General features: G+C 71.2%; 20 protein-coding genes. 16 read left to right on the top strand and 4 right to left on the bottom strand.

What is annotated here, in order from left to right; all coding sequences use genetic code 11:
* Window positions 1–191 precede the first annotated feature (191 nt).
* Together serA and ACFUJY_RS20640 are read left to right on the top strand one after the other, a co-directional pair.
* Complete coding sequence (gene serA, locus ACFUJY_RS20645) at window positions 192–1784, top strand: phosphoglycerate dehydrogenase (RefSeq protein WP_383301496.1); 1593 nt, start codon at window positions 192–194, stop codon at window positions 1782–1784.
* 86 nt (window positions 1785–1870) lie between these two features.
* The gene (locus ACFUJY_RS20640; RefSeq protein ID WP_383301493.1) at window positions 1871–2470 is read left to right on the top strand and encodes a TetR/AcrR family transcriptional regulator; all 600 of its coding nucleotides are present in this window, start codon (window positions 1871–1873) and stop codon (window positions 2468–2470) included.
* A 3-nt stretch (window positions 2471–2473) separates the two neighbouring features.
* On the opposite strand, the gene ACFUJY_RS20635 is transcribed toward ACFUJY_RS20640, so the two are convergent.
* On the bottom strand, window positions 2474–3616 hold the full coding sequence (locus ACFUJY_RS20635; protein ID WP_383301490.1) for a PucR family transcriptional regulator: 1143 nt from the start codon (window positions 3614–3616) through the stop codon (window positions 2474–2476).
* 188 nt (window positions 3617–3804) lie between these two features.
* Between ACFUJY_RS20635 and ACFUJY_RS20630 the strand changes: the two genes are divergently transcribed.
* Complete coding sequence (locus ACFUJY_RS20630) at window positions 3805–4731, top strand: proline dehydrogenase family protein (protein WP_383301488.1); 927 nt, start codon at window positions 3805–3807, stop codon at window positions 4729–4731.
* A gap of 48 nt (window positions 4732–4779) precedes the next feature.
* A complete protein-coding gene (gene pruA, locus ACFUJY_RS20625) occupies window positions 4780–6411 on the top strand; it encodes an L-glutamate gamma-semialdehyde dehydrogenase (RefSeq protein ID WP_383301485.1) in 1632 nt (543 codons plus the stop codon).
* Between the two features lie 87 nt (window positions 6412–6498).
* Here pruA and ACFUJY_RS20620 read toward each other — a convergent pair whose 3' ends face one another.
* The 3 genes from ACFUJY_RS20620 to ACFUJY_RS20610 are packed head-to-tail and all read right to left on the bottom strand — an operon-like array spanning window position 6499 to window position 9136.
* Window positions 6499–7710, bottom strand: a complete 1212-nt coding sequence (locus ACFUJY_RS20620; RefSeq protein WP_383301482.1) for a lysophospholipid acyltransferase family protein — start codon at window positions 7708–7710, stop codon at window positions 6499–6501.
* The gene (locus ACFUJY_RS20615) at window positions 7707–8567 is read right to left on the bottom strand and encodes a phosphatidate cytidylyltransferase (protein WP_383301479.1); all 861 of its coding nucleotides are present in this window, start codon (window positions 8565–8567) and stop codon (window positions 7707–7709) included. The genes ACFUJY_RS20620 and ACFUJY_RS20615 overlap by 4 nt, the downstream gene beginning before the upstream one ends.
* Window positions 8564–9136: a CDP-alcohol phosphatidyltransferase family protein gene (locus ACFUJY_RS20610; RefSeq protein ID WP_383301476.1), complete on the bottom strand. Its 573-nt coding sequence runs from the start codon at window positions 9134–9136 to the stop codon at window positions 8564–8566. Before ACFUJY_RS20610 ends, ACFUJY_RS20615 begins: the two co-directional genes overlap by 4 nt.
* Before the next feature lie 340 nt (window positions 9137–9476).
* Between ACFUJY_RS20610 and ACFUJY_RS20605 the strand changes: the two genes are divergently transcribed.
* The 12 genes from ACFUJY_RS20605 to ACFUJY_RS20550 all read left to right on the top strand — a co-directional run bounded on the left by ACFUJY_RS20605 (window position 9477) and on the right by ACFUJY_RS20550 (window position 26036).
* Window positions 9477–9608, top strand: coding sequence for a hypothetical protein (locus ACFUJY_RS20605; protein WP_018102494.1), 132 nt, complete (start codon window positions 9477–9479; stop codon window positions 9606–9608).
* A gap of 126 nt (window positions 9609–9734) precedes the next feature.
* Window positions 9735–10772, top strand: a complete 1038-nt coding sequence (locus tag ACFUJY_RS20600; RefSeq protein WP_383301473.1) for a 3-isopropylmalate dehydrogenase — start codon at window positions 9735–9737, stop codon at window positions 10770–10772.
* A gap of 229 nt (window positions 10773–11001) precedes the next feature.
* The gene (locus tag ACFUJY_RS20595) at window positions 11002–12087 is read left to right on the top strand and encodes a branched-chain amino acid aminotransferase (protein WP_383301470.1); all 1086 of its coding nucleotides are present in this window, start codon (window positions 11002–11004) and stop codon (window positions 12085–12087) included.
* 504 nt (window positions 12088–12591) lie between these two features.
* Window positions 12592–14199 (top strand): citramalate synthase, encoded by a 1608-nt coding sequence (gene cimA, locus ACFUJY_RS20590; protein WP_383301467.1) that lies wholly within the window; start codon window positions 12592–12594, stop codon window positions 14197–14199.
* Between the two features lie 347 nt (window positions 14200–14546).
* Complete coding sequence (locus ACFUJY_RS20585) at window positions 14547–15521, top strand: LacI family DNA-binding transcriptional regulator (protein ID WP_383301464.1); 975 nt, start codon at window positions 14547–14549, stop codon at window positions 15519–15521.
* A gap of 128 nt (window positions 15522–15649) precedes the next feature.
* A complete protein-coding gene (locus ACFUJY_RS20580) occupies window positions 15650–17326 on the top strand; it encodes an ABC transporter substrate-binding protein (protein ID WP_383301462.1) in 1677 nt (558 codons plus the stop codon).
* 24 nt (window positions 17327–17350) lie between these two features.
* The gene (locus tag ACFUJY_RS20575) at window positions 17351–18412 is read left to right on the top strand and encodes an ABC transporter ATP-binding protein (protein WP_383301459.1); all 1062 of its coding nucleotides are present in this window, start codon (window positions 17351–17353) and stop codon (window positions 18410–18412) included.
* The gene (locus ACFUJY_RS20570) at window positions 18409–19389 is read left to right on the top strand and encodes an ABC transporter permease (RefSeq protein ID WP_383301457.1); all 981 of its coding nucleotides are present in this window, start codon (window positions 18409–18411) and stop codon (window positions 19387–19389) included. Before ACFUJY_RS20575 ends, ACFUJY_RS20570 begins: the two co-directional genes overlap by 4 nt.
* Window positions 19390–19392: 3 nt before the next feature.
* Window positions 19393–20379, top strand: coding sequence for an ABC transporter permease (locus tag ACFUJY_RS20565; protein WP_383301454.1), 987 nt, complete (start codon window positions 19393–19395; stop codon window positions 20377–20379).
* Window positions 20376–21389, top strand: a complete 1014-nt coding sequence (locus ACFUJY_RS20560; RefSeq protein ID WP_383301451.1) for an ABC transporter ATP-binding protein — start codon at window positions 20376–20378, stop codon at window positions 21387–21389. The genes ACFUJY_RS20565 and ACFUJY_RS20560 overlap by 4 nt, the downstream gene beginning before the upstream one ends.
* A gap of 30 nt (window positions 21390–21419) precedes the next feature.
* Window positions 21420–22838 (top strand): GH1 family beta-glucosidase, encoded by a 1419-nt coding sequence (locus ACFUJY_RS20555; protein ID WP_383301448.1) that lies wholly within the window; start codon window positions 21420–21422, stop codon window positions 22836–22838.
* Window positions 22839–22958: 120 nt separating this feature from the next.
* Window positions 22959–26036 carry a glycoside hydrolase family 3 N-terminal domain-containing protein gene (locus tag ACFUJY_RS20550; RefSeq protein WP_383301445.1) on the top strand — a complete coding sequence of 1026 codons (3078 nt, stop codon included), beginning with the start codon at window positions 22959–22961 and terminating at the stop codon, window positions 26034–26036.
* Window positions 26037–26085 lie beyond the last annotated feature (49 nt).

Below are 26085 nucleotides of genomic sequence, written 5' to 3'. Positions count from 1 at the left end.
CCCCGCCCCCGGGGCCCACGCACTCGTGCGGGTGATCCTTCCGAAGGGGCGCTGATCGGGGTCTCGCGCATGACTACACTGCTCCACATACACGCGTCAGGCCCACAGTGTCGTGCGTCTTCCACGCGGCAAGCCCCTCCACGCCTGCGGCCGTCGGGACGGCCGTCCGCACTGGATCTGTGAGGACTCACGTGAGCTCGAAACCTGTCGTACTCATCGCTGAAGAGCTGTCGCCCGCCACGGTGGACGCCCTGGGCCCGGACTTCGAGATCCGGCACTGCAACGGCGCGGACCGCGCCGAGCTGATCCCCGCCATCGCCGATGTCGACGCCATCCTGGTGCGCTCCGCCACCAAGGTCGACGCCGAGGCCATCGCCGCCGCGAACAAGCTGAAGGTCGTCGCCCGCGCGGGCGTCGGTCTGGACAACGTCGACGTCTCCGCCGCCACCAAGGCCGGCGTGATGGTCGTGAACGCCCCGACCTCCAACATCGTCACCGCCGCCGAGCTGGCCTGCGGTCTGCTCGTGGCCACCGCGCGCCACATCCCGCAGGCCAACACCGCCCTGAAGAACGGCGAGTGGAAGCGCTCGAAGTACACCGGCGTGGAGCTGAGCGAGAAGACCCTCGGCGTCGTCGGCCTCGGCCGCATCGGCGTCCTGGTCGCGCAGCGCATGTCCGCCTTCGGCATGAAGATCGTCGCCTACGACCCCTACGTGCAGCCCGCGCGCGCCGCGCAGATGGGCGTCAAGCTCCTCTCGCTGGACGAGCTCCTCGAGGTCTCCGACTTCATCACCGTGCACCTCCCGAAGACTCCGGAGACGCTGGGCCTGATCGGTGACGAGGCGCTGCACAAGGTGAAGCCCACCGTGCGCATCGTCAACGCCGCGCGCGGCGGGATCGTGGACGAGGAGGCGCTGGCCTCCGCGCTCAAGGAGGGCCGCGTCGCCGGCGCCGGCCTCGACGTGTACGCGAAGGAGCCCTGCACGGACTCCCCGCTCTTCCAGTTCGACCAGGTCGTCTGCACCCCGCACCTCGGCGCCTCCACCGACGAGGCCCAGGAGAAGGCGGGCATCGCGGTCGCCAAGTCCGTGCGCCTGGCGCTCGCCGGTGAGCTGGTCCCGGACGCGGTCAACGTCCAGGGCGGCGTCATCGCCGAGGACGTGCGCCCCGGCCTGCCGCTCGCCGAGAAGCTGGGCCGGATCTTCACCGCGCTGGCCGGCGAGGTCGCCGCCCGCCTCGACGTCGAGGTCTACGGCGAGATCACCCAGCACGACGTCAAGGTGCTCGAACTCTCCGCGCTCAAGGGCGTGTTCGAGGACGTCGTGGACGAGACGGTGTCGTATGTGAACGCCCCGCTGTTCGCCCAGGAGCGCGGCGTCGAGGTGCGCCTCACCACCAGCTCCGAGTCGGCCGAGCACCGCAACGTCGTCACCGTCCGGGGCACCCTGGCCGACGGCCAGGAGGTCGCGGTCTCCGGCACGCTGGCCGGCCCCAAGCATCTCCAGAAGATCGTCGCGATCGGTGAGCACGACGTGGACCTGGCGCTCGCCGACCACATGATCGTGCTCCGCTACGAGGACCGCCCCGGCGTCGTCGGCACGGTCGGCCGCATCCTCGGCGAGGCCGGTCTCAACATCGCGGGCATGCAGGTCTCCCGCGCCGACGTGGGCGGCGAGGCGCTGGTCGTCCTCACCGTGGACGACGACGTCCCGGCGGCCGTGCTGACCGAGATCTCCTCGGAGATCGGCGCCGCCTCGGCCCGCTCGGTGAACCTCACCGACTGACCTCGCGCACCGCACGAGTCCCACCCGTACCCGGTATGTAGACGCGCGTCTTACACACGCGTCTGCATGCCGGGTACGCTGCTGTCATGGGACATCGTGAGGATCTGCTCGAAGGCGCCAAGCGCTGCCTGCTGGAGAAGGGGTACGCGCGCACCACGGCGCGCGACATCGTGGCCGCGTCCGGCACGAACCTCGCCTCCATCGGCTACCACTACGGCTCGAAGGACGCGCTGCTCAACCTCGCCTTCATCAAGCTGACCGAGGAGTGGGGCGAACGATTCGCCCCGGACGGGGAGGGCTCCGAGGGGGCGGCGGCGCCGGAGGTCCCCGCCCCACCGCTCGACCAGTTCCGCGAGACCTGGGAGCGGGTGATCGGGACCTATGAGCAGACCCGGGCCGTCTGGCAGCTCCAGATGGAGGTCATCTCCCGGATCGACTCCGACCCCGAGCTGCGCAAGGCCCTCATCGGACCGCAGCGTGCCGGACGCGACGGACTCGCCGAGGGCATGATGGGCATCGACCCGGAGACCGACCCCGAGCGCGCCCGCGTCGCCGGCCTCTTCATCCAGGCCCTGCTGGCCGGGGTCATGGTCCAGTGGCTGATGGACCCCGATTCGGCGCCGTCCGCCCAGGACCTGACGGACGGCCTGAAGGTCGTCCTGGAAGGGCGCGGCCCCGCGAACTGAGCCTCAGAGCCGGGCCGCCTTCAGGGCCATGTGCAGCAGCAGCCGGTCCTCGCCGTCGTTCAGGTCGAGGCCGGTGAGCTGCTGGACGCGGGAGAGGCGGTAGTACAGCGTCTGACGGTGGATGCCCAGCTCGGCCGCGGTCCGGGACGCCTGGCCCGCGCAGTCCAGGAACACCTCCGCGGTCCGGGCCAGGTCCCGCTGCGCCGGGGTCAGCAGGGGACGCACGGCCGGGTCGGGCAGGCCGTCCGGGGCGAGCGCGGTCAGCGTGCGGTACGGGCCGATGGCCGTCCAGTCGGCGACCGGGCCGAACCGGGTCTCCGCCGCCGCGGCCCGGGCCGCCGCGGACGCCTCCTGCCAGGCGTCCGCCAGCTCCGTGAGGCCCCGGCGCGGGACCGCGATCCCGGCGGTGGCCGTCTCCCCGGCGGTGGCGCGCAGCCGGCCGGCCGCGGTGAGCGCCGGGTCCAGGACCTCCGGCGACCGCAGCCGGATCAGCGCCGCCAGCGCGGGCGGCCCGGACCGGCCCGGCAGCGAGGCCCCGGTCAACGCCGCCGCCGAGGGGACGGTGCGCACGGCGGGCGCGCCGTCCGGCCACGGGGCCACGCACACCACGGTGTGCAGCCCGTCCGCGTCGGGGCCCAGGGCCTCGGCGAGCGCGGCCACCGCCATGTCACGCTGCCAGCCGCGCCCGGCGGCCAGCACCGCGCCGAACTCCCGGGACAGGTCGGTGCCCGCCCGCTCCTCGTCGGCCAGCAGCGCGCCGATCCGGGCGGCGACGTCCATCGCCGCGTCGAGCTGGCGGTCGGTCGGCCCCGGGTCGGCGTCGAGCAGCCATACGTAACCGAGCACCACACCCCGATGGCGTACCGGCAGGCAGATGCGGTCGCGGTAGACGCCGGCCTCGGGGGCGGCCGGGATGCGCAGGGGGCCGGTGGCGCGGGTGATGCCGAAGTTCTCGAACCAGGCGCGGACCGCCGGGGTGGAGCGGCGGGTGAGGATCGACCGGGTGCGGACCGGGTCCATCGCCGTGGTGTCGTCGCTGTCGTGGGCCCCGAAGGCGACCAGGCCGAAATCCCGGTTCTCCAGCGTCGCGGGGACGCCGAGCAGCGCGGAGATCTCGTCCACCAGCTCCTGGTAATCGCCCTTCACCCGGCCATTCTCGCACCCCTTCAGACATATGTCTGAGATCCAGTCCACGGATGTGTGGCAGCTGTCGATGGCAGGGAATCGGCGCGATCCTTAGATTTCACGGTGGTTCTCCGTGCTGTACCGCTTATGTTCGTTACACGGCATATACGGCGGTGTGGCTTCGTTCGTACTTTCCGTGGAGGTGCCCCGTGCTGGGTCCCGTGATTCTCGCCGCGTCGCGAAGCGACAAGATGCGCCGGTTCATCTCGGCCGCGCCCGGCACCAAGCAGGTCGTGGACCGCTTCATCGCCGGTGAGACGGTCGACCAGGTCGTCCCGGTCATCGAGGACGCCGCCGGCAAGGGTCTGGAAGTCACCCTCGACGTCGTCGGCGAGGACATCACCACGCCCGAGCAGGCCGCCGCCGCGCGCGACGCGTACCTGGAGCTCGTCGAGCGCCTCAAGGACCTCGGCCTGGGCACCCGGGCGGAGATGTCCGTCAAGCTGTCCATGTTCGGCCAATCGCTGGACGGCGGCCACGAGCTGGCCCTGGCCAACGTGCGCCCGGTCGTGGAGGCCGCCGCCGCGATCGGCACCACGGTCACCCTGGACGCCGAGGACCACACCACCCTCGACTCGATGTTCGCCATCCACGAGGAGCTGCGGAAGGACTTCCCGCAGACCGGCTGCGTCATCCAGGCGTACCTCTTCCGCACCGAGGAGGACGCCCGCCGCCTCGCCGCCGCCGGCAGCCGCGTGCGCATCGTGAAGGGCGCCTACAAGGAGCCCGCCTCCGTCGCGTACCAGGACAAGGCCGAGATCGACAAGGCGTACGTCCGCATCCTGAAGATCCTGATGCGGGGCGAGGGCTACCCGATGATCGGGTCCCACGACCCCCGCCTGATCGCCATCGCCCAGGAGCTGGGCCGCCAGGCCGGCCGCAAGCTGGACGAGTACGAGTTCCAGATGCTGTACGGCATCCGCAGCGACGAGCACATCCGGCTCGCGGCCGAGGGCCACCGCATGCGCGTCTACACCGCGTACGGCACCGACTGGTACGGGTACTTCATGCGCCGCCTCGCCGAGAAGCCGGCCAACCTGCTGTTCTTCGGCCGCTCCATCCTCACCAAGGGCTGAGCACCCCCGCCCCCCTCCCAACGACTGACTGAAGGAGCATCGGAACCCATGGACGCTGTGACCCAGGTCCCCGCGCCGGTCAACGAGCCGGTCCACTCCTACGCCCCGGGCTCCCCGGAGCGCGCCCGCCTGGAGGCCAAGCTCAAGGAGCTCAGCCAGAACCCCATCGACCTGCCGATGACCATCGGCGGCGAGAAGCGGATGGGCGGCGGCGAGCGCATCGACGTCGTGCAGCCCCACAACCACAAGGCCGTCATCGGCACCTTCGCCGGCGCCACCGAGCAGGACGCCCAGGACGCGATCGACGCCGCCCTGGCCGCCGCCCCGGCCTGGCGCGCGATGTCCTTCGACGACCGCGCCGCGATCATCCTGCGCGCCGCCGAACTGCTGTCCGGTCCGTGGCGCGAGACGCTGGCCGCCTCCACCATGCTCGGCCAGGGCAAGACCGCCCAGCAGGCCGAGATCGACTGCCCCTGCGAGCTGGTCGACTTCTGGCGCTTCAACGTGCACTACGCGCGCCAGATCCTCGCCGAGCAGCCCCCGGCCAACTCCCCGGGCGTGTGGAACCGCATGGACCACCGCCCGCTGGAGGGCTTCGTCTACGCGATCACGCCGTTCAACTTCTCGGCCATCGCCGCCAACCTGCCGACCGCGCCCGCCCTCATGGGCAACGTCGTCGTGTGGAAGCCGTCCCCGACGCAGACCCACGCCGCCGTGCTGCTCATGCAGCTGCTGGAGGAGGCCGGTCTGCCCAAGGGCGTCATCAACCTGGTGACCGGTGACGGCATCGCCGTCTCCGAGGTGGCCCTGAACCACCGCGACCTGGCCGGCATCCACTTCACCGGCTCCACCCCGACCTTCCAGCACCTGTGGAAGACCGTCGGCAACAACATCGCCAACTACCGCACCTACCCGCGGCTGGTCGGCGAGACCGGCGGCAAGGACTTCGTCGTCGCCCACCCGTCGGCCGACCGGGCCGTCCTGAAGACCGCGCTGACCCGCGGCGCCTTCGAGTACCAGGGCCAGAAGTGCTCGGCGACCTCGCGCGCCTACATCCCGGCCTCCATCTGGAACTCGGGCTTCAAGGAGGCGTTCGCGGCCGAGGTCGACTCCATCACCATGGGCGACGTCACCGACCTGTCGCACTTCATGGGCGCCGTCATCGACGACCGCTCCTTCGCGAAGAACAAGGCCGCGATCGACCGCGCCGCCGCCGACCCGGCCTGCACGATCGTCGCGGGCGGCACCTACGACGACTCGGTGGGCTACTTCGTCCGCCCGACCGTCATCGAGTGCACCGACCCCGAGAACGAGGTCTTCACGACCGAGTACTTCGGCCCGATCCTCGCCGTGCACGTCTACGAGGACGACCGGTACGACGCGATGCTGGAGCAGATGGAGTCGGTCTCCGACTACGCCCTGACCGGGTCCGTCATCGCGAACGACCGCGCGGCTGCCGCGTACACGATGGAGAAGCTGCGGTACGCCGCGGGCAACTTCTACATCAACGACAAGTCGACCGGAGCCGTCGTCGGCCAGCAGCCCTTCGGCGGCGGCCGTGCCTCGGGGACGAACGACAAGGCCGGCGCCCCCCAGAACCTCCAGCGCTGGACCCTCACCCGGGCCATCAAGGAGACCCTGGTCCCGCCGACCGAGTACACCTACCCCCACCAGGGCTGACGCCCTCCGGGGCGCCCGTCGCCCCGCCCCGATTCCCGCCCCCCGTCCGGTTCCCCTGCCGGACGGGGGGCGGTTTCCATACGCGGCTCAGCTCCACCCGCGCACGATCAGCCCGAGCCCCACCGCGAACCCGCCGCCGAGCAGCGCCAGGTAGAGCCCGTACAGCCGGCGGTGGCGGCGCAGCAGCAGCCCGGACGCGCCGAGGGCGAGCCCCACCGTGAGCGTCCGCGCGCCCCGCGCCGCCGCCGAAGCGGCCACCCAGTCCGCCGCGGGCACCGAAGCCCGGCCCGCCTCCGCCCCGTACACCTTGAACGGGATGCCGTTCCACGGCTGGTGGCGGACGGCCGACGCGCCCTCCACCGCCAGCTCCGCGCGCACCTCCACCCGCATCCGGTCCGTGGTCAGCGGCGCCGGCAGATGCGCGCCCGCCGCCGCCATGTGCAGCGCGAGCAGCCCGCCCACCAGGCTCCCGGCCAGCGCCCCCAGCGACATCCTGAGGGCCGCGCGCGGCACCGCCACGCAGACCGCGGCCAGCAGCAGCTCCGGCATCAGCGGCCAGCTCAGCGCCTCCGCGAACGCCCAGCAGAAGGCCAGCGGCAGCCCCGCCCGGGACGTGACGACCGAGGCCACCCGCCGGCGCACCCCGGAGTCCCGCAGCGGTTCCGCGGCCGTCCGGTCGTGCAGTCCGCGCACCGCGTCCCGGGCTTCCTCGGGGGTGGCCCCGCAGGGCAGCGGCTCCCCGATCGCCACCCGGACCAGGGACGAGCACAGCCGGCCGTGCTTGGGCAGCAGCCGGTCCGTGCCCGCGATGCCCACCGGCACCACCGGCACGCCCGCCTCCTCGGCCAGGACCAGCGCGCCCTTGTGGAAGGAGCCGAGCGTGCCGTCCTCGGCGCGGGTCCCCTCCGGGAAGAGCACGACCGCCCGGCCCGCACGCAGGTCGCCGGTCATCGCCAGCAGGTCCGCCGTCCCGCCGCCCGCCCGCCGGACCGGGAAGCCGGCCGCCAGCCTGCGGCAGATCCGGCGCCGCCAGGGGGACGCGAACCAGTAGTCCGCCGCCGCGCCGATCGCCGGGCCGTGCCGGGCGTCGAGCGCGGCCAGGAGCGCCGCCGTGTCCGCGTGCGAGGTGTGGTTGGCGACGACCACGCAGCCGCCGCGCGGCAGCCGCCCGCGCCGCTCGATGCCGCCGGTGAGGCTGAGCACGCACCACCACAGGCCGCGCCGCAGGGCGGAGGCGGCCCGGGAGCGGACCGGGAGGACACCGGAGGTGCGTACACGCGTGCTTCCCAGAGGCTTCACGTCGTCACCATCGCCAGGAGCAGGGCCACCAGCAGGGAGTCGATCCGGTCGAGCAGGCCGCCGAAGCCCGGCAGCCAGCTGCCCGCGTCCTTGACCCCGGACTCGCGCTTGACCATCGACTCGACGAGGTCGCCGAGCACGCACCCGCCGACCACGGCCGCCCACAGCGGCGGGGTGAACGCGCCGAGCACGAGCAGCAGCGCCCCGGTGGCGACGGCCGCGCCCAGCACCCCCGCCCACGTCTTGTTCGGGGAGAGCGGCGACAGCGGCCGGGCGAGCGGACCGCGCCGCCCCAGCGCCGTACCGCCGCACCAGGCGCCGACGTCGCCCAGGGCCACCGCCAGGCCCACCGCGACCGCGGTGTCCCCGAGCGTGACCAGACCGGTCAGCGCGACCGGTATCCACAGCAGCCCGAAGGCGGTCCGGGCGGTGCGGGTGAAGCCCGTGCGGTCGTCCCCGCCCAGCACGGAGGGCAGCGCCGCCGCGACGAGCAGCAGGGCCGCCGCCCGCAGGTCCAGCGTGCGCGGGGCGAGCCAGGCGAGGGCCGGGAGCGCGGCCGAGGCCGCCGCGAGCACGGCCAGGTCGCCCCGGCGCAGGCCCGCCATCCGGGCGTACTCGCCGGCCGCGACCACACCGAGACCGGCCGCCAGCGCGTACGTGCCGCCGCCGCCCAGGAAGAACGCGCCCAGGAAGACCGGCGCGACCACGGCCCAGGTCCGCCAGCGCCGGCGCAGCTCGGCGCGCATCCGGACCTTCGCGGGCAGCGCCGCGACGGCGACCCCGCCCGCGCCCAGCACGCCCGCGACCAGCGGGACCGCGCGGGCGGCGGCCTCCTCGGCGATCAGTGCGGCGCTCATGCCAGCTCCCGCCAGAGGCCGGCCAGCCGAAGGGCGGCGGTGAGCAGGGACCCGACGGCGATCACGGCCAGCACCGGGACCGCCCAGCCGCTCGCGGCGGCGATCACCACGAGGAGGCAGCGCTCGGTCTTGCCGACCGGACCCCCGTTGCGGCGGGGTGCCCCGGCGGCGGCCCCGGCCAGCGACACCCAGGAGGGCAGCGTGGCCGCGAGACCCGCCGCCGCGACCAGCCAGAGCGGGGCGAGCGTCAGGAAGCCGGCCAGCACGACCAGGTCGGCGACCCGGTCGCCCAGCTCGTTGAGGACGGCGCCGCGCCGGGTGGTGCGGCCGGTGTCCCGGGCGAGCGCCCCGTCCAGGTTGGCGAAGGCGAGCCGCGCCGCGAGCAGGACGGCGACCGGCAGGGCGGCGGCCGGGGCGGGCAGCCAGGCCAGGGCGGCGGCGGCACCGGCCGCGGCGGCCACCCCGGCGGCGGTGAGGGTGTCGGGCGACACCTCACGGCGGACCAGCGAGGCGCGGACGCCGGAGAGCCGGTCCGCGTACCAGGGCTTGAGAGCGTAGAGGCCGTTCATGGCTGCAACTCTCGTGCGGCGCACGTTCTTTCGGCACGGCCCTGGTACTCAACTCCGCCTGAGTACGTGGGCGGGCGCAGGGGCCGGCCCGGGGGCGCCGTCTCAGATAGTAGGAAGTCCGAGTAATTGTGGAGACAGACCGGCTCCGCTGTTCTAGCTTTGTAGGAGCCGAACGTCTCGCTAGATCCAGCGACTGGCGGTCGAGAGCACGCGCCCCGCGCAGGCAACCCCTGCGGCGCGTCGTTCCCCGCCCCTTCCGGCGCCTCGAAATCACTGATCTCGACATCACCCCACGCTGTTCGATCTCGAAATCCGCGCGATCTCAAGGAGTCGATCCACCATGGCCGAGACCACCACCCGCCGCCGTGTCCGTCACGCCCACCGCCCCACCGAGTCGGAGCGGCAGGCCGCCGCCGCCGCGCTGCAGCGCGCCCTCGACCGCAGGGACAACGGCGGCTCCACCGGCCACTGACCGGGACGCGCCGGCCCGCCCGGCCCGGCCCCGGTCGCATGGGTGACCGGTACACGTACAGCCGCCCCGATGTCCGCATGATGGACGGGATGTGTCATGGGGTGGGACGAGCAGTAGGGTGCCAGCATGTCTCGCAGCATCAATCTCGCAGTGATCCCCGGTGACGGTATCGGCCAGGAGGTCGTGGCCCAGGGCCTCAAGGTCCTCAACGCTGTTCTCCCGCAGGATGTGAAGCTGGAGACCAAGGAGTACGACCTTGGCGCCCGGCGCTGGCACCGCACCGGTGAGACCCTTCCGGACGCGGAGCTCGACGCCCTCAAGGGGCACGACGCCATCCTGCTCGGCGCGATCGGCGACCCGTCGGTGCCGTCCGGCGTCCTGGAGCGGGGGCTGCTGCTGAAGCTGCGCTTCGCCTTCGACCACTTCATCAACCTGCGGCCGTCGAAGCTCTTCCCGAACACCGAGACCCCGCTGGCCGGCCGCCCGGACATCGACTTCGTCGTCGTCCGCGAGGGCACCGAGGGCCCGTACACCGGCAACGGCGGCTCGCTGCGCACCGGTACGGAGCACGAGGTCGCCACCGAGGTCAGCCTCAACACCGCCCTCGGCGTCGAGCGGGTCGTCCGGGACGCCTTCGAGCGCGCCGCCGCCCGCCCCCGCAAGAAGCTGACGCTGGTCCACAAGAACAACGTCCTGGTGTACGCGGGCCACCTGTGGAAGAACATCTTCGACCGGGTCGCCGCGGAGTACCCGCAGGTCACCACCGACTATCTGCACGTCGACGCCGCGACGATCTTCTTCGTCACGCAGCCGGAGCGCTTCGACGTCATCGTCACCGACAACCTCTTCGGCGACATCCTCACCGACCTCGCCGCGGCCGTCTCCGGCGGCATCGGCCTGGCCGCCTCCGGCAACATCAACCCGACGGGCGCCTTCCCGTCGATGTTCGAGCCGGTCCACGGCTCCGCCCCCGACATCGCGGGGCAGGGCAAGGCGGACCCGACCGCCACAATCCTCTCCGTCGCCCTCCTGCTGCGCCACCTCGGCTACGAGGCCGAGGCCGCGCGCATCGAGGACGCCGTCTCCGCCGACCTGGCGGAGCGCGACGGTGCCCGTACGACCGATGAGATCGGCGACGCCCTCGCGGTACGCGTAGCGGGCTGACCCGACGACTCCCACAGAAGCCGCCGGGTCGCAGACGCACCCGGCGGCTTCTCCTGTGCGGCCCCGGGTGTCACCATCGAACCCTGGACCGCAATCACGCCATTTCGTGCACGGCAGCCTTCGAGCAATAATCGAACGGGGCCGTGGCTCGCAGCGAAGCTCGGACGTCCTAGCACCTGAAGGCGTGCACGCGGTCCTACACACACATCACGGTGAAGGACACGCACTCATGACGACCACGATCGAGCTCAAGCCCTCCGCGAACCCGCTGTCCGACGCGGAGCGCGAGGCGATCCTGGCCCAGCCCGGATTCGGCCGCTACTTCACCGACCACATGGTGACGATCAAGTGGACCGAAGGCCGCGGCTGGCACGACGCTCAGCTCGTGCCGTACGCGCCGCTGTCGATCGACCCGGCCAACATGACGCTCCACTACGGCCAGGAGATCTTCGAGGGCCTGAAGGCGTACCGGCAGCCCGACGGCTCCGTCGCCACCTTCCGCCCCGAGGCCAACGGCGAGCGCTTCCGCTCCTCGGCCCGCCGCCTCGCCATGCCGGAGCTGCCGGTCGAGACGTTCGTGGCGGCCTGTGACGCGCTCGTCCAGCAGGACGCGGCCTGGGTCCCGGCCCACGGCGGCGAGGAGTCCCTGTACCTGCGCCCCTTCATGATCGCGACCGAGGTCGGCCTCGGCGTGCGGCCGTCCAACGAGTACCTGTTCCTGGTCATCGCCTCGCCGGCCGGCGCCTACTTCCCCGGCGGTGTGAAGCCCGTCTCCATCTGGCTCTCCGAGGACCGGGTCCGCGCCGTCCCCGGCGGCATGGGCGACGCCAAGACCGGCGGCAACTACGCCGCCTCCCTCCTCGCCCAGGCCGAGGCCGCCGCCAAGGGCTGCGACCAGGTCGCCTACCTCGACGCCGTCGAGCACAAGTGGGTGGAGGAGCTGGGCGGCATGAACCTCTACTTCGTGTACGGGGACAAGATCGTCACCCCGTCCCTCACCGGCTCCCTGCTCGCCGGGATCACCCGGGACTCGCTCCTCAAGCTGGCCGGCGACCTCGGCCACACCTCGGAGGAGGCCCGCGTCTCCATCGACCAGTGGCGCGAGGACACCGCCGCCGGCACCCTCACCGAGGTCTTCGCCTGCGGCACCGCCGCCGTCATCACCCCCGTCGGTACGGTGAAGAGCGCGGGCGGCGAGTGGACCCAGGGCGACGGCACCCCCGGCCCGGTCACCCTCAAGCTGCGCGAGCGCCTGCTGGACATCCAGCGCGGCACCGCCGAGGACACCCACGGCTGGATGCACTCCCTGGCGTGAGCACCCGGTACGGAGAGCCCCCGGTGTCCCGCCGGGGGCTCTCCGTACGCCCGCATCCTGAGACGGCCGGTTCACGGCGGCGGTCCTGTGCCAGACTGCTTCCGTGCCCTCGTTCGTCATGATTATTGGCAGCAGGCGCGCCGGTCCGCAGTGACCGTCCCGTACCACCACGTACGGCACGGCCACCGTGCCCCAGACCCGCGCGCAGACCTCTCGCACCCGCGAGGGGTTTTTTGTTTTCCGGCCGCCACCTCGGCCGGCGAACGCGGCGCACGGGATGATGGGGGCAAGTGGAGCCGGGCCGTGTCCGGCAGATCAGGGTCGGGTAGGGCGCGGCGTCTGGTGCGGTGCATCGCAAGGCGCCGGAGCGTCCTCATCGCGGAGCGATTAGGGCGGTTCGGCAACGCGGCGAGGTGCCGTGCCAGGCGTCGCGACCCCGGCCCTGATCCGCCGGACACGGCCCAGCCGTCCGGATCCACTCATCCGACAGGAGTCAGAGCAGCAATGACCACCAAGGCCAAGCCCACCGACGACAGCTTCCATGTCTTCGACACCACGCTGCGCGACGGTTCACAGCGTGAAGGCATCAACCTGACGGTCGCCGACAAACTGACCATCGCCCGGCACCTGGACGAGTTCGGCGTCGGCTTCATCGAGGGCGGCTGGCCCGGCGCCAACCCCCGCGACACCGAGTTCTTCGCCCGCGCCCGCCAGGAGATCGAGTTCAAGAACGCCGAGCTGGTCGCCTTCGGCGCGACCCGCCGGGCGGGCGGCTCTGCGGCCGAGGACCCCCAGGTCAAGGCGCTGCTGGAATCCGGCGCCCCGGTGATCACGCTGGTCGCCAAGTCCCACGACCGCCACGTGGAGCTCGCGCTGCGCACCACGCTGGAGGAGAACCTGGAGATGGTCCGCGACACCGTCGCCCACCTCCGCGAGCAGGGCCGCCGGGTCTTCGTGGACTGCGAGCACTTCTTCGACGGATACCGCGCCAACCCCGAGTACGCCAAGGCCGTCGTCAAGGCCGCCGCCGAGGCCGGCGCCGACGTGGTCATCCTCTGCGACACCAACGGCGGGATGCTCCCGGCCCAGATCCAGGCCGTCGTCTCCACGGTCCTCGCCGACACCGGCGCCCGGCTCGGCATCCACGCCCAGGACGACACGGGCTGCGCCGTCGCCAACACCCTCGCCGCCGTCGACGCGGGCGCCACGCACGTCCAGTGCACCGCCAACGGCTACGGCGAACGCGTGGGCAACGCCAACCTCTTCCCCGTCGTCGCCGCGCTGGAACTCAAGTACGGCAAGCGGGTCCTGCCCGACGGCGCCCTCGCCGACATGACCCGCGTCTCGCACGCCATCGCCGAGGTGGTCAACCTCACCCCGTCCACGCACCAGCCGTACGTCGGCGTCTCCGCCTTCGCGCACAAGGCCGGGCTGCACGCCTCCGCGATCAAGGTCGACCCGGACCTCTACCAGCACATCGACCCCGCCCTGGTCGGCAACACCATGCGGATGCTGGTCTCCGACATGGCCGGGCGGGCCTCCATCGAGCTGAAGAGCGACGAGCTCGGCATCGACCTCGGCGGCGACCGGGAGCTGGTCGCCCGGGTCGTCGCACGGGTCAAGGAGCGCGAGCTCAAGGGCTACACGTACGAGGCCGCCGACGCCTCCTTCGAGCTGCTGCTGCGCGCCGAGGCCGAGGGCCGGGTGCGGCGCTACTTCCGCACCGAGTCCTGGCGGGCGATCGTGGAGGACCGCCCCGACGGCACCCACGCCAACGAGGCGACCGTGAAGCTGTGGGCCAAGGGCGAGCGGATCGTCGCCACCGCCGAGGGCAACGGCCCGGTCAACGCCCTGGACCGGGCGCTGCGGGTGGCCATGGAGCGGATCTACCCCCAGCTGGCCAAGCTGGAGCTGACCGACTACAAGGTCCGCATCCTGGAAGGCCGCACCGGGACCGACTCCACCACCCGCGTGCTGATCACCACCGGTGACGGGACCGCCGAGTGGTCGACCGTCGGGGTCGCCGAGAACATCATCTCCGCGTCCTGGCAGGCGCTGGAGGACGCGTACACCTACGGTCTGCTGCGCGCCGGCGTCGAACCGACGGACTGACCCCGAAGGGCCCGTGCCCGTACCCGCGCGCCCCCGTCCGCCCGCCTCAACCGGCAGGGCGGACGGGGGCGTTCGCGTGTACGGCCCCGTACGGGCACCGAGTGAACGGGATGCGGGGCGCCCGCGTCAAGAGGTCTGTGCGTTCAGGAAATGAACGAAAGGGCCGTGTTCTCCTCGTTATCAGATGGGTACGGACCAATCTCGACGTGAAGTATTGACGGCTGTGTTCCAGCGGGGTTAACTCACGCCACCAACGCCGGTACCGGTTCCGGAACCGGTTGCGGTACCGGTTCCATCCCGGCCGTCACGGCCGTTCCCTCTGTCCCGTTGTGTCCTGGAGGCCCCCGATGCGCGTCACCATCGCTGATGTCGCCCGCGAGGCCGGCGTCAGCAAGACGACCGTGTCCCGGGTCATCAACACCAAGGGCGAGGTGGACGGTTCGACGGCCGCGCGCGTTCGCGAAGTGATCGCACAGCTCGGCTACGTCCCCAGCTCGGGCGCCGTCGGCCTGGCCCGCGGCAGCAGCCGTACGGTCGGCATGCTGGTGCCCTCGCTGACCTGGCCCTGGATGGGCGAACTGCTCCAGGGCGTGGTCGACACCGTCGAGGCCGCCGACTACGGGCTGCTGCTGTTCACCTGCAACCGCGGGGCCGAGTCCGTGGAGCGCTTCACCAGCCAGGTGTCGGCCCGGGCCTTCGACGGCCTGGTGGTGGTGGAACCCGAGAACACCCTGGACCACCTCACCGAACTGCACCGCGACGGCCTGCCGATCGTGCTCATCGACGATCGCGGCCACCACCCCGAATTCCCCTCCGTCGTGACCACCAACCACGAAGGAGGCGCGTCGGCCGCCCGCCATCTGCGGGACGCCGGCCGCACCAGGCCCGTCGTGATCACCGGCCCCGAGCACTTCGGCTGCGTACGCGACCGGACGGCCGGGTTCGTCTCGGTCCTCCCCACGGACCTCGTCATCCCGGGGGACTTCACCGAACGCTCCGGCCGGCTCGCCGTGGAGGAACTCCTCGCTTCCGGCACGGAGTTCGACTCGGTCTTCGCGCACAACGACATCACCGCGGCAGGCGTCCTGCGGGCCCTGCGCGCCGCGGGGAGGACCGTACCCGGTGACATCGCGGTCGTCGGCTTCGACGACATCCCGATGTCCGAGCACACCGAACCGCCCCTGACCACCGTGCGCCAGCCCACCCGGCAGATGGGTGAGACGGCCGCACGGATGCTCCTCTCCCACCTGGGCGGCACGCCCGCACCGGAAACCCCGGTCGTGCTCCCCACCGAACTGGTCGTGCGCCACTCGGCGCCCTAGCGGACAAGGGCACCCCCAGGCCCACACCGCACCCGCACCACCGCACGTGCAACGCCCGTACCAAGGCGCGCGCCCCGCGCTGCCCGTTTCCGGAATTCACAGACCCGCCAGTCCCTCCTGGAGTCGTTATGTCCGCACGCCGTCACACGCTGAGAGCAGCCGCCCTCGCCACCGCGGTGGTCGCCCTCGCCGCAGGCTGTTCCTCGGCCAACTCGAACCACGACAAGAACAACGGCAGTGCCGCTTCGGGCGTCCTGAACATCGGCAAGCCGGACGGGCCGCAGACGAACAACAGCAACCCGTTCCTCAACACCTCGGCCGGCGCCACCCTCGGCTACCGCTGGATGATCTACGAGCCGCTGGCGATGGTGAGCCAGATCCGGCCCGCCGACAAGCCCGACCCGTGGCTGGCGACCGACTGGAAGTGGGACCTCAACTTCACGAAGGTCACCCTCACCATCGACGAGCGCGCCAAGTGGGCCGACGGCAAGCCGCTGACCGCCGACGACGTGGCGTACACCTTCAACCTGCTGAAGAAGCACCCGGCCCTCAACGCCGACGGCATCCAGTGGGGCGGGGTCGAGGTCAAGGACAAGAAGGTCATCCTGACCTTCAACACCTCGCAGTACGTCAACCAGAACAAGATCCTCCAGCAGTTCATCGTGCCCAAGCACATCTGGGAGAAGGTCGACAACCCGGAGACCTGGCCGAACCGGAAGCCCGTGGGCTCGGGCCCGTACAAGCTGAAGACGTTCACGCCGCAGACCACCACCCTGACCGCCACGCCGACCTACTGGAAGGGGTCGACCAAGGTCAAGGAGCTGCGCTACAGCACGTACAACGACAACAACGCGGCGACCACCGCGCTGGCCAGCGGCAAGCTGGAGTGGTCGTTCGTCTTCATGCCGGACTTCAAGAAGCTGTTCATCGACAAGGACCCGAAGAACCACAAGCTGTGGTTCCCCTCCGGCCTCGGCATCCACGGCCTCTGGTTCAACACCACCCGCAAGCCGTTCGACGACCCGGCGCTCCGCAAGGCCATGGCGATGGTCATCGACCGCAAGGCCATCTACACCCAGGCCGAGGCGACGCTGTACCCGGAGATCACCAACCCCACCGGCATCCCGCTGCCGGCCGGTGAGTCCTTCATCGCCCCGGACTACAAGAACGCCACCACCACGCCGGACGTCGAGGGTGCCAAGAAGGTCCTGGAGAAGGCCGGTTACACGCTCGGCGGCGGCGTCCTCAAGGCCCCGGACGGCAAGCCGGTGAAGCTCACGCTCACCGACCCGGCCGGCTGGAACGACTACATCACCGGCCTGTCGATCATCAAGGACAACATCAAGAAGATCGGCATCGACGCCAAGGTCAAGACGCAGACCGCGGACGCCTGGGGCGCGGACGTCGCCAACGGCAACTTCGACGCCACCCTGCACTGGACCAACAGCGGCGCCACCCCGTACGACATGTACCAGAACATCATGGACGGCGCCCTGCTCCAGCCGATCGGCAAGCCGTCCCAGTCCGGCAACTTCGGCCGCTTCAAGAGCACCGAGGCGACCGAGGCGCTGAAGGACTTCGCCCAGGCCACCACGGACACCGCCCGCAACGAGGCGATGAACACGCTCCAGAAGATCATGGTCGAGCAGGTGCCGATGGTCCCGACCGCGGCCGCGCCCATCGGGGCGGAGTACTCCACGAAGAACTGGGTGGGCTGGCCCACCGAGGACGACCCGTACGCCGACCCGCAGCACACCCAGCGCACCTCGCTGGAAGTCGTGCTGAAGCTCAAGCCCGCCAAGTAGGACCAGGGATTCCAGGTACCGGCCATGTCTGAACAGTCAGAGAACAACCACATCGTGCTCGAAGCACGCGGAGTCACCAAGCACTTCGCCGTGCGGCGCAACGCCCGCGACCTCCTCGCGCGCACGCGCCGTACCGTCCACGCCGTCGACGACGCCTCGCTGCAGCTGCGGCGCGGCACCGTCACGGCACTGGTGGGGGAGTCGGGCTCCGGGAAGTCCACCGTCGCCAGACTGCTCGCCCAGCTGTATCCGCTCACCTCGGGCGAGATCCACCTGGACGGGCAGCCGGTGAAGGCCGGACGTGGCCGGTCCTTCCGCAGTTACGTACGCCGGGTCCAGCTCATCTTCCAGGACCCGTTCGCCTCGCTGAACCCCGTGCACACCGTGCGCTACCACCTGACCCGGTCGCTGAAGATCCACGGCCGGGCGGGCAGCGGCGAGGCGGAACTGGAACAGAACCTGACCGCTCTGCTGAACCGCGTCCAGCTGACTCCTCCTCATCAGTACCTGGACAAGTTCCCGCACGAGCTGTCGGGCGGTCAGCGCCAGCGCGTGGCCATCGCCCGCGCGCTCGGCGCCGACCCCCAGGTCCTCCTGGCCGACGAGCCGGTCTCGATGCTGGACGTGTCCATCCGGCTCGGGGTGCTCAACCTGCTCAAGGACCTCAAGGACCGGCTCCACCTCGCGATCCTCTACATCACCCACGACATCGCGTCCGCCCGCTACTTCGCGGACACCACCCTGGTGATGTACGCGGGCCGCATCGTCGAGGGCGGTGACAGCGAGACCGTCACCCAGCGCCCGGCACACCCCTACACCCAGCTGCTCATCGCTTCCGCGCCGCACCCCGACCGGACGGGCGACGAGGACGAGCCGGAGGACACCGGCACCGGCGAGCCGCCGTCGCTCATCGACCCGCCGGCCGGCTGCCGCTTCCACCCCCGCTGCCCCAAGGCGATGGAGCGCTGCCGCACCGAGCTGCCGCCCCGGTTCGACCTGGCCGACGGCCAGTGGGCCGCCTGCTGGCTCTACGACGGCACCGGCACCGCCCGCACCGACGACCACGAGAAGGAGGCTGCGAAGTGAAGTTCCTGCTCCAACGGCTCGCCTTCTACCTGGTCACGGCCTGGGCCGCGATCACGATCAACTTCCTCATCCCGCGCCTGATGCCCGGCGACCCGGTCCAGGCCCTCATGGCCCGCTTCCAGGGCCAGCTCGACACCAGCGCCATCGACTCGCTGAAGGCCCTCTTCGGCCTCGACGAGAAGCAGTCGATCTGGGAGCAGTACACCGACTACTGGGCGCACCTGTTCCACGGCGACCTCGGCCTCTCGTTCACCTTCTTCCCGACCCCGGTCAGCGAGGTCATCGCGCAGTCGCTGCCCTGGACGCTCGCGCTCGTCGGCATCACCACGCTGATCAGCTTCCTGCTCGGCACCGGCATCGGCGTCTTCACGGGCTGGCGGCGCGGCTCCTGGATGGACAGCCTGCTGCCCGTCACCACGTTCATCTCGTCCATCCCGTACTTCTGGCTCGGGCTCATCGCGATCTCGCTGTTCGCCGTGAAGTGGCCGCTCTTCCCGGCCGACGGCGGCTACGACAACTCGCTGGTGCCCGCCTTCGACTGGCCGTTCATCTCCAGCGCGCTCTACCACGGGGTGCTGCCGGGCTTCACGATCGTGCTCAGCGCGGTCGCCGGCTGGATTCTCGGCATGCGGAACATGATGGTGACGGTGTCCAGCGAGGACTACGTCATGGTCGCCCAGGCCAAGGGGCTCTCCGAGCGCCGGGTGATGTTCGGTTACGCGGCACGCAACGCGGTCCTGCCCAACATCTCCGGGTTCGCCCTCTCGCTCGGCTTCATCGTCGGCGGCACGCTCCTGGTGGAGATGGTCTTCTCCTACCCGGGCATCGGCTATCAGCTCTTCCAGGGCGTGGGTGCCAAGGACTACCCCCTCATGCAGGGCATCTTCCTCATCATCACGCTCTCCGTCCTCGCGGCGAACCTCCTCGCCGACATCCTCTACATGCTCCTTGACCCCCGTACCCGAAGGGAGGCGTAGGACATGGCCGTCACCGCATCCGAGGTCGCCGTACTCGATGCCACCGACACCCCGGCAGCGAGCAAGCGCACGTTCCGGTTCCTGCGCGGCCGGAAGACCGTCGTCGGACTGGGCATCCTGCTCTTCTTCGTGCTGATCGCGATCATCGGCCCGTGGATCGCCCCGTACGACCCCGACACGATGAGTCAGGACCTGCTCCAGGCACCCTCCGGTTCGCACTGGTTCGGCACCACGCAGACCGGTCAGGACGTGCTCTCGCAGATCCTCGTCGGCACCCGGGGCGTGCTCGTCGTCGGCTTCGTCGCGGGCATCCTCGCCACTGCCCTGTCCGTGCTGATCGGCGTCACCGCCGGCTTCCTCGGCGGGCTGGCCGACGAGGTGCTGTCGCTGCTGTCCAACGTCTTCCTGGTCATCCCCGGACTGCCGCTGATCATCATCATCGCCAGCTTCGTCACGGACGCCGGCGACCTGCTCATCGCCTTCGTCATCGCCCTCACCTCCTGGGCCTGGGGCGCCCGCGTCCTGCGCGCCCAGACCCTGTCGCTGCGCCGCCGCGACTACGTGGAGGCGGCCCGCGCCACCGGCGAGCCGACCTGGCGGATCATCCTCTTCGAGGTGATGCCCAACCTCACCGCCGTCATCGCCTCCGGCTTCGTCGGCACGGTCATCTTCGCGATCCTCTCCGAGATCACCCTCGCCTTCATCGGCGTCGCCGACATCTCCAACTGGAACTGGGGGACCGTCCTGTTCTGGGCGCAGTCCAGCCAGGCACTGGCCCAGGGCGCCTGGTGGTGGTTCGTCCCGGCCGGGCTCTGCATCGCCCTGCTCGGCATGTCCCTCGCCCTGATCAACTTCGGCATCGACGAGTTCGTCAACCCGCGACTGCGCACCGAGACCGGCGGCTCCCGCAAGGTCAAGATGCGCGTCGGCTTCACCCCGGTGGCCCGTCCCGGCACCGGCACCCAGCGCCACAAGGAGACCCGCTCATGAGCGAGCCCGTCCTCACCATCAGCGGCCTCAACGTGGACTACGGGACCGGCGCCGACGCCGTGCACGCCCTGCGCGACATCGACCTCACCCTGCACCGCGGCGAAGTCCTCGGCCTCGCCGGCGAGTCCGGCTCCGGCAAGTCCACCCTGGCCTACGCGGTCACCCGGCTCCTCTCCCCGCCCGGCGTCATCACCGGCGGCGAGGTCCACTACCACGGGCGCGACGGCGAGGCCATGGACCTGCTCGCGATGTCGGCGGCCCAGCTGCGCGCCTTCCGCTGGCAGGAGCTGTCCATCGTCTTCCAGGGCGCGATGAACTCGCTGAACCCCGTCTACACGGTGCACAGCCAGCTCACCGACGTGCTCCAGGCGCACCGTCCGGAGATGAAGAAGGCCGACCGCACCGCACGCGCCCGGGAACTCCTCAACCTGGTCGGCATCTCCGCCGACCGGCTCGGTGCCTACCCGCACCAGCTGTCCGGCGGCATGCGCCAGCGCGTGATGATCGCGATGGCGCTCGCCCTGGAACCCGAGATCGTCATCATGGACGAGCCGACCACCGCGCTCGACGTCGTCATGCAGCGCCAGATCCTGCGCCAGCTGGTCCGGCACCGCGAGGAACTCGGCTTCTCGGTCGTCTTCATCACCCACGACATCTCGCTGCTGATCGAGTTCTCCGACCGGATCGCGATCATGTACGGCGGCCGGATCGTGGAGGAGGCCGGCTCCACCGAGATCTACCGCGACCCCCACCACCCGTACAGCGCCGGGCTGCTGCACTCCTTCCCCGCGCTGCACGGACCCCGCCGTGAACTCAGCGGCATCCCCGGCTCGCCCCCGCACCTCTCGGCGATGCCCACCGGCTGCGCCTTCCACCCCCGCTGCGCCAAGAAGGTCGAGGGCTGCGACACCCACGTCCCGGTGCTCACGGCGCCCGGGACGGACGGCTCCCGCTCGGTGGCCTGCTGGCTGCACCACGAGGCCCCGGCCGCCACCGCCGCCCGCGCCTAGGCCCTGAGCTCCGCACACCACAGGAGAACCATGAACCTCGTCACCCCTCAGGCATACGCCCGCGAGATCACCGCCCGGGCCGTACCCGGACTCCCCGCCGGCTTCCGCTGGGGCGTCGCGACCGCCGCGTACCAGATCGAGGGCGCGGCGGCCGAGGACGGCAGAACACCGTCCATCTGGGACACGTACTGCCGGGTGCCGGGCATGGTCGTCCGCGGGGAGAACGGTGACGTGGCGTGCGACCATTACCACCGCATGCCGGAGGACGTACAGCTGATCGCGGACCTCGGCGTCGACACGTACCGCTTCTCGCTGGCCTGGCCCCGCATCCAGCCGGGCGGCCGGGGCCCCGCGAACCCGAAGGGCCTCGACTTCTACAAGCGCCTGCTGGACGAGCTGGAGGCCAAGGGCGTCACCCCCTGGGTCACCCTCTACCACTGGGACCTGCCGCAGGAGCTGGAGGACGCCGGCGGCTGGCCGGTCCGCGACACCGCGTACCGCTTCGCCGAGTACGCCGCGCTCGCCTACGACGCGCTGGGCGACCGGGTCACACACTGGACCACGCTCAACGAGCCCTGGTGCTCCGCGATGCTCGGTTACGCCTACGGGGGCCAGGCGCCCGGCCGGCAGAACTTCGGCGAGGCGATCCACGCCGTGCACCACCTGCTCCTCGGCCACGGCCTCGCCTCGCGGCACCTCCGGGAGCAGGCCGCCGCCCGGGGCAACGACCTCGAACTCGGCATCACCCTCAACCTGGGCACCGCCACCCCGGAGACCGACAGCCACGAGGACGCCGAGGCGTGCCGCCGCGCCGACGGCCTGGGCGCCCGGCTCTACCTGGACCCGGTCGTCAAGGGCACCTACCCGGAGGACATCGTCGCCGACCTCGCCGCCCAGGGCATCGAACTGCCCGTCCAGGAAGGCGACCTGGCCGCGATCTCGACGCCGCTGGACGTGCTCGGGGTCAACTTCTACCGGGGCTCGCTCTTCTCCGGCGTCACGGAGGAGGGCGCGGCCACCGACGCGGAGGGGCTGCCCGTCACCCGGCAGGTGGAGCGCGACCTGCCGCGTACCGCCATGGACTGGGAGATCACCCCCACCGCGCTCACCGACCTGCTCGTCCGCCTGGAGAACGACTACGGCCTCCCGACGGTCATCACGGAGAACGGCGCCGCCTTCGACGACACCGTCTCCGAGGACGGCGAGATCCACGACGCCGACCGCACCACCTACCTCGCCGACCACATCGCCGCCGTCGCCGCCGCCCGCGCCCAGGGGGCCGACGTGCGGGGCTACTTCGCCTGGTCGCTGATGGACAACTTCGAGTGGTCCTACGGCTACGACAAGCGGTTCGGCATCGTCCGCGTCGACTACGACACGCAGGAGCGGACGCTCAAGGACAGCGCCAAGTGGTACCGCGACACCATCCGGCTCACCCGCGACGCCTGACCCCCAACACCCCCCGCAGGACGGCACGACAGCACGACAGCAGCACCGGCGCGGGCCCCCGAGGGCCCGCGCCGCCCCCGTACGCACCGCACCAGCAATCCGTACGAAGGAGCCGCACACATGCCACCCCGCACCCGCCGCCGGGCGAGACCCGCCACCGCCGTGCTGGCCGCCGCCACCGTGGTGGCCGGCCTGCTCGCCGGGGCCGTCCCGTCCACGGCGGCACCGGCCGCCGACGAACCGGCACCGGTCGCCGTCGACCGCTTCGAGGGGGAGGTGCCCTTCGCCAACCAGCCGGCCGAGGGCATCTTCACCTGGGGCGGCGACGCCGACGACCCGCCCGCCCTGGCGCTGAAGGACCGCGCCGACGCCCCCGAGGGCGCCAAGGTCCTCGAAGGCACCTACGACATCAGCGGCTACGGCGGCTTCAGCCACGACTACGCCGCCGACCAGCCGGCCCACGACTGGTCCGCCCACAAGGGCATCCGCTTCTGGTGGTACGGCCAGAACACCGCGCCGCTGCCGCCCGGTTCGGGCAAGCGCATCGCCTTCGAGATCAAGGACGGCGGCGCCAACGGCGAGGCGTCCGAGCTGTGGACCACCTCGTTCACCGACGACTGGGAGGGCTGGCACCTCGTCGAGATCCCGTTCGCCGACTTCACCTACCGGGGCGACTACCAGCCCGTCGGCGGCATCGACCAGGTGCTCGGCCTGAACGAGATGTGGGGGTATGCCCTCACCCTGCCGCCCGGCGCCCCCGGGAAGTTCGCCATGGACGGCGTCGAGCTGTACGGCAAGGCCGACGCGGCGCTGAAGGCGAGCGTCGTCACCGAGGCGGCGGTGGTCCCGGTGAAGCAGGGCGCGTCCGCGTCCCTCGGCTTCACGCTCACCACGACCGGGTCCGTCCCGCTGGAGGAGCCCGTCACCGTCGCGTACGAGACGAAGGGCGGAACGGCCGAGTCCGGCACCGACTTCACGCCGGTCAGCGGCACGTACACCTTCCCCGCAGGCACCGCGTCGGGCACCACCCACCACGTGGCCGTCGACACGAAGAAGGTCTCCGGTGCCGCCACCGCGAAGACCGTCCCGCTGGAGCTGACGGTCACCGGCGCCCGGCCGCCCAAGGAGAACCCGCAGGCCGTCATCGACGCCCACGGGCTGCCGTACCAGAACCCGAAGCTGCCGGTGAAGAAGCGCGTCGCCGACCTGCTCGCCCGGATGTCGCCCGCCGAGAAGGCCGGCCAGATGACCCAGGCCGAGCGCAACGCGCTCTCCTCGCAGGGCGACATCGCGGCCTACGACCTCGGCTCGCTGCTCTCCGGCGGCGGTTCGGTCCCCTCGCCCAACACCCCCGAGGCGTGGGCGAAGATGATCGACGGCTACCAGCTGCGCGCCCAGGCCACCCGCTTCCAGATCCCGCTGATCTACGGCGTGGACGCGGTGCACGGCCACAACAACCTGGTCGGCGCGACGGTCATGCCGCACAACGTCGGCCTCGGCGCCACCCGCGACCCGAAGCTGGCCCGGAAGACCGGTGCCGTCACCGCGAGCGAGGTCCGCGCGACCGGCGTCCCATGGGACTTCGCCCCCTGCCTCTGCGTCTCGCGCGACGAGCGCTGGGGCCGCTCCTACGAGGCGTACGGTGAGGACCCGGCCCTCGTGAAGTCCCTGGAGACGGTGATCCAGGGCATGCAGGGCGCGGCCGACGGCAGGGACCTGGACCGCAACGACAAGGTGCTGGCCACCGCCAAGCACTACGTCGGCGACGGCGGTACGGAGTACGGCTCGTCGACCACCGGTTCGTACACGACCGACCAGGGCGTCACCAAGGTCACCCGGCAGGAGCTGGAGGCCGTCCACCTCGCGCCCTTCGAGGACGCGGTGAAGCGGGGCGTCGGCACGGTCATGCCGTCCTACTCCTCGCTGGACATCATCGGGGACGACCAGGGTCCGGTGAAGATGCACGGCGACGCCGAGATGATCAACGGTGTCCTCAAGGACCGCATGGGCTTCGAGGGCTTCGTCATCAGTGACTACAAGGCGATCGACCAGCTCCCCGGCGACTACGCGAGCGACGTGCGCACGTCCGTCAACGCCGGGCTCGACATGATCATGGTCCCGACCGAGTACAAGGACTTCACGAAGACGCTCCAGGACGAGGTCGCCGCGGGGCGCATCCCGCAGTCCCGGATCGATGACGCGGTCGCCCGCATCCTGACCCAGAAGTTCAAGCTCGGCCTCTTCGAGCAGCCGTACGCGGACACCGCCAACCTGGAGAAGATCGGCTCGGCGGAGCACCGGGCCGTGGCCCGCGAGGCCGCCGCCAAGTCGCAGGTGCTGCTGAAGAACGACGGCGGCGTGCTGCCGCTGAAGTCCTCGCAGAAGGTGTACGTCGCCGGCTCCAACGCCGACGACATCGGCAACCAGGCCGGTGGCTGGACCGTCAGCTGGCAGGGCTCGTCCGGCGCCATCACCCCGGGCACCACGATCCTGTCCGCCATGAAGAAGGACGCCGCGTCCGTCACGTACTCCAAGGACGCGTCCGCCGACACCGCCGGCTACGACGTGGGCGTGGTCGTCGTCGGTGAGACCCCGTACGCGGAGGGCGTCGGCGACGTCGGCAACGGGCACGACCTGAAGCTGTCCGACGCCGACCGGGCCGCGATCGACAAGGTCTGCGCCGCGATGAAGTGCGCCGTCCTGATCGTCTCGGGCCGCCCCCAGCTCATCGGCGACCAGCTCGACGGCATCGACGCGCTGGTGGCGTCCTGGCTGCCGGGCTCCGAGGGCGACGGCGTCGCCGACGTCCTCTTCGGCAAGCGGCCCTTCACCGGGCAGCTCCCGGTGACCTGGCCCAAGTCCGAGGCGCAGCTCCCGATCAACGTGGGCGACGCGTCGTACGACCCGCAGTTCCCGTACGGCTGGGGTCTCACCACGCTGAAGAAGCCTCCGGCCGGCGGCGAGCTGACGCTGGCCCTGCTCGGTATGGCCGCCCAGGTCGCCGAGAAGGCCGGCCTCGGCCGGACCGAGGTGGGCCGGGAGATCGTCGGCCAGGCCCGGCTGCTGGTCCAGCAGAAGACCGGCGGCAAGCTGACCGAGAAGGTGTCCAAGCCGTTCGCGGACGCCGACCACCTGCTGCTCACCGGTGATCTGACCGGTGCGGTGGCGAAGCTCAGGACGGCCTACCGGGCCGCCTGAGGACACGGGACGGGCGGGCGGCTCCGGGAGGCCGCCCGCCCGTTTCGTA

The sequence above is a fragment of the Streptomyces sp. NPDC057249 genome (genome assembly GCF_042669245.1).
In the GTDB taxonomy this organism is placed as follows: Bacteria; Actinomycetota; Actinomycetes; order Streptomycetales; family Streptomycetaceae; genus Streptomyces.
This window is presented reverse-complemented; position numbering and strand designations above follow the sequence as displayed.

Bases quoted from the DNA above. Each gene is read 5' to 3' on its own strand.
- ACFUJY_RS20640 (WP_383301493.1), top strand. From the start codon at position 1,871: ATGGGACATCGTGAGGATCTGCTCGAAGGCGCCAAGCGCTGCCTGCTG.
- pruA (WP_383301485.1), top strand. From the start codon at position 4,780: ATGGACGCTGTGACCCAGGTCCCCGCGCCGGTCAACGAGCCGGTCCAC.
- ACFUJY_RS20615 (WP_383301479.1), bottom strand. From the start codon at position 8,567: ATGAGCGCCGCACTGATCGCCGAGGAGGCCGCCGCCCGCGCGGTCCCG.
- ACFUJY_RS20610 (WP_383301476.1), bottom strand. From the start codon at position 9,136: ATGAACGGCCTCTACGCTCTCAAGCCCTGGTACGCGGACCGGCTCTCC.
- ACFUJY_RS20605 (WP_018102494.1), top strand. From the start codon at position 9,477: ATGGCCGAGACCACCACCCGCCGCCGTGTCCGTCACGCCCACCGCCCC.
- ACFUJY_RS20600 (WP_383301473.1), top strand. From the start codon at position 9,735: ATGTCTCGCAGCATCAATCTCGCAGTGATCCCCGGTGACGGTATCGGC.
- ACFUJY_RS20595 (WP_383301470.1), top strand. From the start codon at position 11,002: ATGACGACCACGATCGAGCTCAAGCCCTCCGCGAACCCGCTGTCCGAC.
- cimA (WP_383301467.1), top strand. From the start codon at position 12,592: ATGACCACCAAGGCCAAGCCCACCGACGACAGCTTCCATGTCTTCGAC.
- ACFUJY_RS20585 (WP_383301464.1), top strand. From the start codon at position 14,547: ATGCGCGTCACCATCGCTGATGTCGCCCGCGAGGCCGGCGTCAGCAAG.
- ACFUJY_RS20580 (WP_383301462.1), top strand. From the start codon at position 15,650: ATGTCCGCACGCCGTCACACGCTGAGAGCAGCCGCCCTCGCCACCGCG.
- ACFUJY_RS20575 (WP_383301459.1), top strand. From the start codon at position 17,351: ATGTCTGAACAGTCAGAGAACAACCACATCGTGCTCGAAGCACGCGGA.
- ACFUJY_RS20565 (WP_383301454.1), top strand. From the start codon at position 19,393: ATGGCCGTCACCGCATCCGAGGTCGCCGTACTCGATGCCACCGACACC.
- ACFUJY_RS20560 (WP_383301451.1), top strand. From the start codon at position 20,376: ATGAGCGAGCCCGTCCTCACCATCAGCGGCCTCAACGTGGACTACGGG.
- ACFUJY_RS20555 (WP_383301448.1), top strand. From the start codon at position 21,420: ATGAACCTCGTCACCCCTCAGGCATACGCCCGCGAGATCACCGCCCGG.
- ACFUJY_RS20550 (WP_383301445.1), top strand. From the start codon at position 22,959: ATGCCACCCCGCACCCGCCGCCGGGCGAGACCCGCCACCGCCGTGCTG.